An 11,140-nucleotide genomic window follows, 5' to 3' on the forward strand; every position below is an offset into this window, starting at 1 on the left:
CAACCGCCGATCGAATATGGAGCGCATCGACATGGCTCGACTCCGCCGGCCCGCCGTAGGTTTCGTCCACGCGACGGGCCTGTGACCACGGTCACCGGATCGACAGTCGCCGCGACGTGCGGAGGATGAGGCGATGGCCGGGCAAGCGCTCCTGTCGGCCCGCGGGCTGACCCGGGACTTCCGGGGCTTCCGGGCGGTCGACGACGTCGACCTGGACATCGCGCCGGACAGTGTGCATGCGCTGGTCGGCCCGAACGGCGCCGGCAAGACCACCCTGTTCAACCTGCTCACCGGGTTCCTCGCGCCCAGCGGTGGGCGGATCGAGCTGGCCGGCCGGGACGTCACCGGTCTGCCACCGGAGCGGGTGGCCCGGCTCGGCGTGGCCCGCTCGTTCCAGATCACCAGCCTCTTTCCGCAGTTGTCCGCCCGGGAGCACGTCGCGTTGGCGTTGCAGTCGTCCAGCGGGCTGGGTTGGCGGTTCTGGCGCTCGGCGAGGTTGATGGGCCGCTACACCGAGCGGGCCGACGAACTGCTGTCCATGGTGGGGCTGGCCGACCTGGCGAACACGCCGTCGGAGACGTTGGCGTACGGCCGCAAGCGGGCCCTGGAGCTGGCCATCGCCCTGGCACTGGATCCGAAGGTGCTGCTGCTCGACGAGCCGACCGCCGGGATGGGTCTGGAGGACGTCGACCGCACCGTCGAGCTGATCAGTCGGGTCCGTCAGGGGCGGACCGTGGTGCTGGTGGAGCACAACATGAGCGTGGTCGGCCGTCTCGCCGACACCGTCACCGTCCTGCAGGCCGGCAGGGTCCTCGTCGAGGGCCCGTACGAGCAGGTTCGCGCCGACGAGCGTGTGATCACCGCCTATCTGGGAGCCGCCGATGCTGCGCATTGAGAGCCTGTCCGCCTTCTACGGCGAGGCGCAGGTGCTGCGGGACGTCAGCCTCCAGGTCTCCGCCGGCGAGGTGGTCACCCTGGTCGGGCGCAACGGCGCCGGCAAGTCCACCCTGCTGCGCTGCGTGATGGGGTTGCACACCGGCCAGCGCGGCACGGTCGAGCTGGACGGGCGCGACATCTCCCGGCTGCCGGCGCACCGGCGGGCCCGACTCGGGTTGGGCTGGGTGCCCGACGACCGGGGCAGCTACGCGACGCTCACCGTCACCGAGAACCTCACGCTGCCGCCCACCGTCGGGCCCGACCCGTGGTCGCTGGAGCGGGTGTACGACGCGTTCCCGGCTCTGTACACCCGGCGGGACTCGGCGGCCACCATGCTCTCCGGCGGCGAGCAGCAGATGCTCGCGCTGGCCCGGGTGCTGCGCATGGGCGCCCGGCTGCTGCTCTGCGACGAGCCCACCGAGGGGCTGTCGCCGCTGCTGGTGCGGCAGGTCGGTGACCTGCTGCGCGAGGCCAAGCGGCACGGGGTGACCGTGCTGCTCGTCGAACAGAACCTGCACTTCGCCACGGGTGTCGCCGACCGGCACTACCTGCTGGCCGAGGGACGCGTCGCCGAGGCGATGGACAACTCCGAGGTGCGCTCGCGCGAACGCGAACTGCTCGCGTACCTCGGGATCTGATTTCTTCCAACGACGAGCCGCGCGACGACGCGCGGGATGGATGGAGTGGGCATGCGCAGGACGGTGGGTGTGGCCGTGGCGTCGGCCGCGGTGGTGCTGGTCGCCGGGTGCGGTGGCGGTGGTCCCCAGTCGGGCGGCGACCAGAAGCTGACCGGCGGCAAGATCGTGCTGGGCGTGCTCAACGACCAGTCCGGGGCGTACTCGGAGTTGTCCGGCAAGAACTCGGTGACGGCGGTGGAGATGGCCGTCGCCGACTTCACCGCGAAGTACGGCGACAAGGCGGTGACCAGCGACATCACCGTCGAGACGGCCGACCACCAGAACAAGCCGGACGTGGCCAACTCCAAGGCCCAGGAGATGTACGACCGCAAGGGCGTCGACCTGATCCTGGACGTACCCACCTCGTCGGCCGCTTTGAAGGTGGCCGACGTGGCGAAGGAGAAGAAGAAGCTCTACTTCAACATCGGCGCGGCGACGACCGACCTGACCGGCAAGAGCTGCAACAGGTACACCTTCCACTACGCGTACGACACGTACATGCTGGCCAACGGCACCGGCAAGACCACCACCGAGCAGATCGGCAAGAACTGGTACATCCTGTACCCGAACTACGCCTTCGGTCAGGACATGGAGAAGAGCTTCTCCACCGCGATCACCGCCGCCGGCGGCACCGTCGTCGGCAGGGACGGGGCGCCGTTCCCGAACACCAGCGGCGACTTCTCCACCTTCCTACTCAAGGCGCCGAACCTGAACCCGAAGCCGGACGTGCTGGGCACCATGCAGGCCGGCGCGGAGCTGGTCAACGTGGTGAAGCAGTACAACGAGTTCAAGCTGCGGGAGAAGGGCGTCGGCCTGGCGGTGGGGCTGATGTTCCTCACCGACATCCACTCGCTCACCCCGGCCGCGCTGGCCGGCACCACGTACACCGACGCCTGGTACTGGAACTTCGACGCGAAGAACCGGGAGTTCGCCGACCGTTTCCAGCAGAAGGCGGGCACCCGGCCCACGTTCGCGCACGCGGCCAACTACTCGGCAGCCTTGCAGTACCTGGAGGCGGTGCAGGCGGCCGGCACCGACGACGCGGACGCCGTGGTCAAGGGTCTGGAGGGCAAGACGGTCGAGGACGTCTTCCTGCGCAACGGAAAGATCCGCGCCGAGGACCACCGGGTGGTGCACGACGCGTACCTGGCCCAGGTGAAGCCGCAGTCCGAGGTCACCGAACCGTGGGACTACGTCAAGGTGCTCAAGACGATCCCCGCCGCGGAGGCGTTCCGCGCGCCCTCCGCGGACTGCAAGCTATGAGTGGGTTCGCGCAGAACACGTTCAACGGGTTGGTGAGCGGGGCGTTCTACGCCCTGCTCGCCCTCGGGCTCGCGGTCATCTTCGGCATGCTGCGGGTGGTCAACTTCGCCCACGGCGCGTTCTACATGCTCGGCGCGTTCGGCGCGTACGTGCTGCTCACCGAGGTGGGCGTGCCGTTCTGGGCAGCCCTGGTGATCATGCCGGTGGGGCTGGGCCTGCTCGGCATGGCACTGGAACGCGCGGTGATCCACCGGCTGACCAAGCTCGACCCGCTCTACAACTTCCTGCTCACCTTCGGCCTGACGCTGATCCTGCAGGACCTGGTGAAGCTGCGCTACGGCGTGCAGTCCAGCCCGTACGCCACCCCGTCGCTGTTGGACGGGTCGGTGAACTTCGGGCTGTTCGACTTCCCGACGTACCGCGTCTTCATCCTCGGCTTCGCGGTGCTGCTCTGCGTCGCGGTGTGGTGGGTGCTGACCCGGACCCGGATCGGCATGGTGGTCCGCGCGGCCACCGAGCGGCCGGACCTGACCCGCGCGTTCGGCATCGACGTCGGACGCTGGGTGACCCCCGTCTTCGGCTTCGGCATCGGGCTGGCCGGCCTGGCCGGGGTGTTGGCCGCGCCGATGCGCGCGGTCAACCCGCTGATGGGCGCCGACCTGATCATCGTGGTGTTCGCGGTGGTGGTGATCGGCGGGCTGGGCTCCATCTTCGGTTCCGTCGCCGCGGGTTTCGGCATCGGCCTGGTGCAGGCGTGGGGCGAGGCGTACCTGTCGCACTTCCCGATCGTGTCGCAGACGATCGTCTTCGTCGTGATGGCCGGTGTGCTGCTCTGGCGTCCGGCCGGGCTGTTCGGCCGTGAGGAGGCGCCGGCATGACCAGCACCGTTGACACTCCCGCCGACGCGCCGCGGACGACCCCGCCGTCCGGGCTGGTCGCCGTCGCCCGCGCCCCCGGCTGGGCGCGGTACGCGCTGCTCGCCGTCGGGCTCATCGTCGCGGCGTGGCTGCCCAACGGCCTCTACCCGGCGGTCGCGGTGGACATCCTCTGCTGGGCCCTGTTCGCCGTCGCCGTGGACCTGCTGCTCGGCTTCACCGGACTGATGTCGTTCGGACACGCGGCGTTCTGGGGCACCTCCGCGTACGTCACCGGGTTGGTGGCCATCCACGCCGGCCTGCCGTTCCCCCTCGCGGTGCTGGCCGGGGCGCTCGCCGCGGCAGTGCTCGCGGTGCCGATCGGCTACCTGGCGGTGAAGCGGGCCGGCATCTACTTCGCGATGGTGACCCTGGCGTTCGCGCAGATGGTCTACTACGTCGCCAACGAGTGGCGCTCGGTCACCCAGGGTGAGAACGGCCTGCAGGGTGTGCCCCGGGAGCTGTTCGGCGTCGACCTCACCGACGACTACTACTTCTACTACGCGATCCTGCCGATCGTGCTTCTCGGGCTGGCCGCCGCCTGGCGGATCGTGCACTCGCCGTTCGGTCGGGTGCTGGTGGGCATCCGGGACAACCCGGCGCGGGCGCGGGCGCTGGGCTACCCCGTGCACCGCTACAAGCTGACCGCGTTCGTCCTGTCCGGGTTCATCGCCGGCCTCGGCGGTGGGCTGTTCGCGCTCGGCCACCGCTTCGTGTCGCTTGACGTGCTGCACTGGACCACCTCCGGCAAGGCCGTCATCGTGGTCGTGCTCGGCGGGATCGGCACCCTCTGGGGCGGCGTGCTCGGCGCCGGGATCGTCGTACGGCTGGAGGACTGGTTGTCGTTCTCCGGCTTCGAGGCGATCGGCCTGGTGACCGGCGGGATCTTCGTCCTCGTGGTGGTGCTGTTCCGGCGCGGCATCTGGGGCAGCGTGGCCGAGTTGGCCCACCGGCTGGCGGCCCGCCGCCGGTAAATTACGCCGCGGCGCATCCGCCGCGCGTCGTTTCAGCGAACCCCCGGGTAGGGAACGTCTACCCGGGGGTACGTCTGTGCTGACCGATCCGATGCCGGCCGAGGCCGTGGAGACCGTGCAGAAGCAGGTCCGCCTGGCCGCCGAGGACCTGGACGGTAACCGTGTCGCCACGCTGACGCTCGAGGTGGCCGACGCGTGGGGGGTGCCGGCGCTGTGGGGGCAGGTCTGCCGGCCGCTGCTGGTCCGGCTGTCGGGGCGTACCGCCGCCGAGATCGCCGTGGAACGCGCCCTGTGCGAGGGCGTCCGGGTCGGTCTGGACGTGCACCGTCGGGAGCCGGGCCGGTCGCTGCCCACCGGCGGGGTGCTGCTGGCCGGCGCCGAGAAGGAGGCGCACTCGCTCGGCCTGCACGCGCTCGCCGCCGCGCTGCGCGAGCGGGGCCGCGGCTGCCTGCACCTCGGCCCCGCGCTGCCCTGGTCGGCGTTGACCAGTGCGGTGCACCGGGCCGTCCCGCATACCGTCGTGCTCTGGTCGCAGACGCCGGTCACCGGCCGCGCGTACCGCCTGGCGCGGTTCGCGCGGGACTTCCCGCCCCTGCGGGTGTACGGCGCCGGACCGGGCTGGATCGAGCCGCTCGCCGCGCCGGCCCGCCGCCTCGGCACGCTGTCGGCGGCCGTGGACGTCTGTCTGCACGCCGGTCGCTCCCGCTGAGCCCTCGCCGCACGTACCCCCGTCGTACCCCTCGCCGGCTGCGCCCGGTCATCCGGTGACGTGACGTCCGCCACATGCGATACGAAACCGTTCCGTATCGTTATTGGCCGTCGTAGTCTGATCGCCGTTACGAGTCTGACCCGTATCGTATTGCGGCGCGGGTGAACCGGGGGGAGAACCGGGCAATGGAACTGCACGACAACACGGGACACCCGAGGAGGTGGGCGATCCTGGGGGTGCTGGTGATCAGCCTCCTCGTCGTCGTCCTGGACAACACGATCCTCAACGTCGCCCTACGCACCCTGGCCGACCCGGTGCGCGGCCTCGGCGCCAGCCAGGGCGAGCTGGAGTGGTCCATCAACTCCTACACCCTGGTCTTCGCCGGGCTGCTGTTCACCTTCGGAGTGCTCGGCGACCGCTCCGGCCGCAAGCGCTTCCTGATGATCGGCCTGGTGCTCTTCGGGTTGGCGTCGCTGCTCTCCGCGTACGCCCAGAGCCCGGCCCAGCTCATCGCGGCCCGCGCCCTGATGGGGGTCGGCGGCGCGGCCATCATGCCGGTGACGCTGTCGATCATCTCCAACGTGTTCGACCCGCGCGAGCGCGGTCGGGCCATCGGCGTCTGGGCCGGCGCGGTCGGCCTAGCCGTGGCGATCGGCCCGATCCTCGGCGGCACGCTGCTGGAGCACTTCTGGTGGGGCTCGGTCTTCCTGATCAACGTGCCGGTGGTCGCCGCCGGCGTCGTCCTGGTGGCGCTGCTCGTCCCCGAGTCGCGTGACCCGCGGCCCGGACGCGTGGACGTGCTCGGCGTCCTGCTCTCCGTGGTCGGCCTGGTCGCCCTCTCCTACGGCATCATCGACGGTGGCGAGCACGGCTTCGACCGCCCGGTGGCCTGGGGTTCGATCGTGGCCGGCCTCGCGGTGCTGGCCTGGTTCGTGCAGCACGAGCGCCGCAGCGAGCACCCGTCGCTGGACGTCCGGCTGTTCAAGGTGCCCCGCTTCGCAGCGCCGGTCGCGATCGTCGGCCTGGTGTTCTTCGCCGCGATGGGCGTCATGTTCTTCAGCTCGTTCTACCTGCAACTCGTGCGCGACTACAGCCCGCTCCAGACCGGCCTGCTCTTCCTGCCGTTCGCCGGAGCGCAGCTGATCTTCGCGCCGCGCAGCGCCGCGATGGTCCGCCGCTACGGCGGTCGGGCCGTGGCCACCGTCGGCCTCGGGCTGACCGTGGTGGCGCTCGCCGCGTTCGCCTTCATCGGCGCGTCCACCCCGATCTGGATCGTGCTTGTCGTGTTCTTCATCCAGGGCGTCGGAATGGCGAACATCATGCCGCCCGCCACCGAGTCGATCATGTCGGCTCTGCCCCGGGAGAAGGCCGGCGTCGGCTCCGCGGTGAGCAACACCGTCCGCCAGGTCGCCGGCGCGCTCGGCGTGGCCGTCCTCGGCTCGGTGCTCTCCGCCGTCTACCGCTCCGACGTGAGCGGCGCGTTGACCGGGCTGCCAGCCCAGGCCCAGGAGGCGGCCAACGAGTCGATCTCCGGGGCGTACGCGGCGGCCGGGCAGCTCGGGCCGGCGGCGCCGACGCTGATCGCGGCGGCCAACGACGCCTTCGTCACCGCCATGCACTGGGCCGCGGGCCTCTCCGCACTGGTCGCCGCCCTCGGGATGATCGTGGTGCTGCGCTGGATGCCGGGTCGGGAAACCGCCACCGGCGCGGCGGCCGCGCCGGTCGCCGAGCCCGAGTTGGCCGGCACGGCATAGGTTCGGGAACAATGTCGGACATGACGTCCAGCGCTGATGCTCCGCGGTCGCCCGGGCGACCGCGGAGCGTCCGCGCCGACGAGGCGATCATCGAGGCCGCCCTCGACCTGCTCGCCGAGGGCAGCACCATCGAGGCGCTCTCGATCGAGGCGATCGCCGCCCGCGCCGGAGTCGGCAAGGCCACCATCTACCGCCGGTGGGCCGGCAAGGAGGCGCTGCTGCTGGACGCCCTGCGACGGCTCAAGGGCATCATGGCGCAGCCCGAGGGGCACTCCGTCCGGGACGACCTGGTCCTGCTGGTCGGCGCCATCGGGAGGAACGTCGACCCGCGCGCGTCGAAGATCATGCCGTGTCTGGTGCCCGAGGTGAACCGCAGCCCGGACCACTTCCGGCTCTACCAGAACATCATCGCCCCCCGCCGGCAGCTCATGCGGGAGGTGCTGCGCCGCGGCATCGACGAGGGCGTGCTCCGCGCCGACATCGACGTCGAGGTGACCATGGCGCTGCTCAGCGGCCCGATGCTGATCCAGCGGGTGCTCCAGTGGAACCCGGAACTGGACGAACGGACCCTGCCCGAGCGGGTCGTCGACACCGTCCTCGCGGGCATCCAGGCCCGCTGACCGACACCGGTCAGGCGGCGGGGGTACGCAGCCGGTGCAGGCGCAGCGCCAACTGCACCTCCAGCGCCCGCTCCGGCCTCTGCCAGTCCGCGCCGAGCAGCTGACCGACCCGCTCCAACCGCTGGGTCACCGTGTTGACGTGCACGTGCAGCTGCTCGGCGGCCCGGGCCAGGCTGCCACCCACCCCGAAGTACGCCTCCAACGTCTTCACCAGCGCCGTACCCCGCCGGGCGTCGTAGTCGACCACCGGACCGACGGTGGCGCTGAGGAACTGCGTCACGTCCGTCTCGCCCCGATCACCGACCGTGCCCAGCAGCAGCCCGACGAAGCCCAGCTCCGCCGTGCTCGCCCCCTGACCGGCCCGCCCCAACGCGCCGAGCGCGGTCAGGCACCGGTCCGCCTCGTGGAACGTCCCCGCCAGCGCCGTCGGCCCGGTGGCCGGGCCGCTCGCACCGGCGGTCACCGGTCGGCCGGTCACCCGGGACAGGTCCCGGGCCACCGCGCGGGCACTGCCACCGGCGTCCCGACCGGGCAGCATCAACACCACCCGACCGTCGCGCGCCGCCGCCAGGCCACCGCGCGCCGAGGCGTACGTGGTGGCCCAGGACAGCACCCGCTGCCGGGCCGAACCGGTGGCGGCGATCGCGTCGTCGCCCACCGCCACCAGCACGTGCGGGGCGTCCAGGTCCACCCCCAGGCGGCGGCCCCGGCTACGCAGCGCGTCGGTGTCCCGCAGCGGACGGGCGATCAGGTCGTCCAGCAGCTCGCCACGAACCCGCCCCTCGGCCTCGGCCACGGTCCGTCGGAACAGCAGCAGCAGCGCGGTCACCAGCGCCGCCCGCTCCAGGATCCGCTGGTCGGCGTCGACCAGCTCGTCGTCGGGGCGCAGCACCAGGGCGCCCAGGTTCTCCGCGCCCGCCACCACCGCCGCGTACCAGAGCGGGCCGCGACGCACACTGCGCCCCTCGGTCCGCGACGCGGCCACCGCCTCGACGATGTCCGTCCGGTCCGGCTCGTCGATCTCGCCCACCCGGGCCAGCAGCCGACCCTCGGCGTCCAGCGCCAACAGCGCCCCGCCCAGCACCTCGGTCACCGCGGCGGCCACGTCCTCCACGCCGCCGCCGCGCAGCACCAGCGCCGTCATCCGGTCGTGGGCCGCCGCGGCCCGCTCCACCGAGCTGCTGTGCGCCCTGATGGTGGTGTTCGCCGCCGACAGCTCGGCCAGCGCCGAACGGGTCTCGGCCAGCAGCCGGGCCGTGTCGATCGCCACCGCGGCGTGTGCGGCGAGCGACACCAGCAGCGCCACCTCCTCCCGGGCGAACGGCCGGGCGGACCGGTTCGCCGCGTAGAGCACCCCGATCGAGGTCGAACCGAGCCGCAGCGGCACCCCGAGGATCGCCACCAGGCCCTCCTCACCGACCCCGGCGTCGATCTCCCCGGTGTGGTGGAAGCGTTCGTCCTCGCCGTAGTTCGCCGTCACGTACGGGGCTCCCGACTGAGCCACCAGACCACCGAGGCCCGCGCCCATCGGCAGCCGCAGACGTTGGAAACGCGCCGACACCGACCCGTCGGTCACCCGCATGTAGGTGTCGCCGCGCTCGTCGTCGTTGAGCGTCATGTAGGCCACGTCGGCGCCGAGCAGGTTGCGGGCCCGGTGCACGATCGCCCGCAGCACGTCGTCCAGGTCGCGCAGGCCGGCCAGGTCACTCACCGTGTCGTACAGGCCGGACAGCTCGGTCTCGCGACGACGCCGACGCTCCAGCAGCGCGCGGACCCGCAGCGCCACCGCCTTGGCCTGCTCCAGCTCGGCCAGCCGGTCGGCGGGCAGGCCGGCCGCCCGTGCGGCCACCAGCGGCCCCTCGAACTCCACCGGGGCGGCCTCACGGGCGAGCAGCTCCAGGAACTCCACCGACGACGACATGGTCGACATTGTGCTTGGGCGCACTAGTTGGCCGTCCAGCCCCCGTCGAGGGCGATCGACGCGCCGGTGATGAAGGCCGCCGGCGGTGAGCAGAGGTACGCCAGCAGCTCCGCCACCTCCTCCGGCTCGATCAGACGCTTGATCGCCGCGCGGGCCAACATGATCTTCTCGATCACCTCGGACTCGTCGATGCCGTGACTGGCGGCCTGATCGGCGATCTGGCTCTCCACCAACGCCGTGCGCACGTACGCCGGGTTGATGCAGTTGGCCGTCACCCCGTGCGCGGCGCCCTCCAACGCGACCACCTTGGACAGCCCTTCCAGGGCGTGCTTCGCCGAGACATAGGCCGCCTTGTACGGCGACGCGCGCAGCCCGTGCACCGAGGAGATGTTGACGATCCGCCCCCAGCCACGCGCGTACATGTGCGGCAGCGCCCGACGGATCAGCAGGAACGGCGCCTCGACCATCACCCGCTGGATGTACTCGAAACGTTCGACGGGGAAGTCCTGCAACGGGGCGACGTGCTGCAGCCCGGCGTTGTTGACCACGATGTCGACGTCCGCGTCGAGCCGGTCCACCGCGGCGGAGTCAGCCAGGTCCACACCCTCGGCCCGACCGGCGGCCTCGGCGGCCACCGCCTTGGCCGCCTCCAGGTTGCGATCCACCACCAGCACCTTCGCGCCGGCCGCGGCCAGCCGCAGGGCACACGCCCGCCCGATGCCGCTCCCGCCCCCGGTGACCAGGGCGGTCCGACCGGCGAGGTCGACCTGCACGACGTGGGGGACCGCCACGGGTTCTGCCGTCATGGCGCAAGAAGTTACGAGCTGTTAGAGCCCCGGCACATGGGCCGACGACACATACTCCGGTCCCAAGCTGTGTGGTCCCACCCGTCCCTGCCGGCCCGGCCGCCCCATCCGGCCTGCGGCCGCCCCACTCCCCGGCCCGCGCCGGGCCCGGGCGGTGCGGCGCTTGGGCCGTCCCGGACCGGGGTGGTGCCGCGCCGCGCTGGGGCGGTGGCGGGCTGGGGCGGTGGCGGGCTGGGGTGGTGGCGGGCTGGGGAGGTGGCGGGCTGGGGCGGTGGCGCTTACCCCCTTTGCTCTGCACCCACGGCGGCGACAGTGACCCTCCGCTATCGGTGCGTATTGAGGTGCAGAGCAAAGGGGGCGGGGTGGGCAGGTCGGCCCGGCCGCCCGGCAAGCAATACCGCGCAACTTCCGGGATCGAGTGGCCTCGGCGCGTCGCCGAGGCCACTACTTCCGGGATCGAGCACGATCTTGGCGAGGGGCGAGGGGCGAGGGGCGAGGGGCGAGGGGCGAGGGGCGAGGGGCGAGGGGCGAGGGGCGAGGGGCGAGGGGCGAGGGGCGAGGGGCGT

10 protein-coding genes are annotated in these 11,140 nt (G+C 71.9%); 8 read left to right on the top strand and 2 right to left on the bottom strand.

What is annotated here, in order from left to right; translation table 11 throughout:
• Nucleotides 1-133 precede the first annotated feature (133 nt).
• The 8 genes from ABZS77_RS27565 to ABZS77_RS27600 all read left to right on the top strand — a co-directional run bounded on the left by ABZS77_RS27565 (nucleotide 134) and on the right by ABZS77_RS27600 (nucleotide 7,847).
• Complete coding sequence (locus ABZS77_RS27565; RefSeq protein WP_354828668.1) at nucleotides 134-895, top strand: ABC transporter ATP-binding protein; 762 nt, start codon at nucleotides 134-136, stop codon at nucleotides 893-895.
• Nucleotides 882-1,574, top strand: a complete 693-nt coding sequence (locus tag ABZS77_RS27570; protein ID WP_354828670.1) for an ABC transporter ATP-binding protein — start codon at nucleotides 882-884, stop codon at nucleotides 1,572-1,574. Before ABZS77_RS27565 ends, ABZS77_RS27570 begins: the two co-directional genes overlap by 14 nt.
• A 51-nt stretch (nucleotides 1,575-1,625) precedes the next feature.
• On the top strand, nucleotides 1,626-2,876 hold the full coding sequence (locus ABZS77_RS27575; RefSeq protein WP_354828673.1) for an ABC transporter substrate-binding protein: 1,251 nt from the start codon (nucleotides 1,626-1,628) through the stop codon (nucleotides 2,874-2,876).
• Nucleotides 2,873-3,754 carry a branched-chain amino acid ABC transporter permease gene (locus ABZS77_RS27580; protein WP_354828675.1) on the top strand — a complete coding sequence of 294 codons (882 nt, stop codon included), beginning with the start codon at nucleotides 2,873-2,875 and terminating at the stop codon, nucleotides 3,752-3,754. The genes ABZS77_RS27575 and ABZS77_RS27580 overlap by 4 nt, the downstream gene beginning before the upstream one ends.
• Nucleotides 3,751-4,764, top strand: coding sequence for a branched-chain amino acid ABC transporter permease (locus tag ABZS77_RS27585; protein ID WP_354828678.1), 1,014 nt, complete (start codon nucleotides 3,751-3,753; stop codon nucleotides 4,762-4,764). The genes ABZS77_RS27580 and ABZS77_RS27585 overlap by 4 nt, the downstream gene beginning before the upstream one ends.
• 76 nt (nucleotides 4,765-4,840) lie before the next feature.
• A complete protein-coding gene (locus ABZS77_RS27590) occupies nucleotides 4,841-5,473 on the top strand; it encodes a transcriptional regulator (RefSeq protein WP_354828681.1) in 633 nt (210 codons plus the stop codon).
• Between the two features lie 185 nt (nucleotides 5,474-5,658).
• Nucleotides 5,659-7,227: an MFS transporter gene (locus tag ABZS77_RS27595; RefSeq protein ID WP_354828684.1), complete on the top strand. Its 1,569-nt coding sequence runs from the start codon at nucleotides 5,659-5,661 to the stop codon at nucleotides 7,225-7,227.
• Between the two features lie 11 nt (nucleotides 7,228-7,238).
• Nucleotides 7,239-7,847, top strand: a complete 609-nt coding sequence (locus ABZS77_RS27600) for a TetR/AcrR family transcriptional regulator (protein WP_354828687.1) — start codon at nucleotides 7,239-7,241, stop codon at nucleotides 7,845-7,847.
• 10 nt (nucleotides 7,848-7,857) lie between these two features.
• Here ABZS77_RS27600 and ABZS77_RS27605 read toward each other — a convergent pair whose 3' ends face one another.
• Together ABZS77_RS27605 and ABZS77_RS27610 are read right to left on the bottom strand one after the other, a co-directional pair.
• A complete protein-coding gene (locus ABZS77_RS27605) occupies nucleotides 7,858-9,777 on the bottom strand; it encodes a helix-turn-helix domain-containing protein (protein WP_354828689.1) in 1,920 nt (639 codons plus the stop codon).
• A 14-nt stretch (nucleotides 9,778-9,791) separates the two neighbouring features.
• The gene (locus ABZS77_RS27610; RefSeq protein ID WP_354828692.1) at nucleotides 9,792-10,574 is read right to left on the bottom strand and encodes a 3-hydroxybutyrate dehydrogenase; all 783 of its coding nucleotides are present in this window, start codon (nucleotides 10,572-10,574) and stop codon (nucleotides 9,792-9,794) included.
• Nucleotides 10,575-11,140: the final 566 nt, after the last annotated feature.

The sequence above is a fragment of the Micromonospora sp. NPDC005298 genome (genome assembly GCF_040607375.1).
Classification (GTDB): Bacteria; Actinomycetota; Actinomycetes; order Mycobacteriales; family Micromonosporaceae; genus Micromonospora.

Bases quoted from the DNA above. Each gene is read 5' to 3' on its own strand.
- ABZS77_RS27565 (WP_354828668.1), top strand. From the start codon at position 134: ATGGCCGGGCAAGCGCTCCTGTCGGCCCGCGGGCTGACCCGGGACTTC.
- ABZS77_RS27570 (WP_354828670.1), top strand. From the start codon at position 882: ATGCTGCGCATTGAGAGCCTGTCCGCCTTCTACGGCGAGGCGCAGGTG.
- ABZS77_RS27575 (WP_354828673.1), top strand. From the start codon at position 1,626: ATGCGCAGGACGGTGGGTGTGGCCGTGGCGTCGGCCGCGGTGGTGCTG.
- ABZS77_RS27580 (WP_354828675.1), top strand. From the start codon at position 2,873: ATGAGTGGGTTCGCGCAGAACACGTTCAACGGGTTGGTGAGCGGGGCG.
- ABZS77_RS27585 (WP_354828678.1), top strand. From the start codon at position 3,751: ATGACCAGCACCGTTGACACTCCCGCCGACGCGCCGCGGACGACCCCG.
- ABZS77_RS27595 (WP_354828684.1), top strand. From the start codon at position 5,659: ATGGAACTGCACGACAACACGGGACACCCGAGGAGGTGGGCGATCCTG.
- ABZS77_RS27600 (WP_354828687.1), top strand. From the start codon at position 7,239: ATGTCGGACATGACGTCCAGCGCTGATGCTCCGCGGTCGCCCGGGCGA.
- ABZS77_RS27605 (WP_354828689.1), bottom strand. From the start codon at position 9,777: ATGTCGACCATGTCGTCGTCGGTGGAGTTCCTGGAGCTGCTCGCCCGT.
- ABZS77_RS27610 (WP_354828692.1), bottom strand. From the start codon at position 10,574: ATGACGGCAGAACCCGTGGCGGTCCCCCACGTCGTGCAGGTCGACCTC.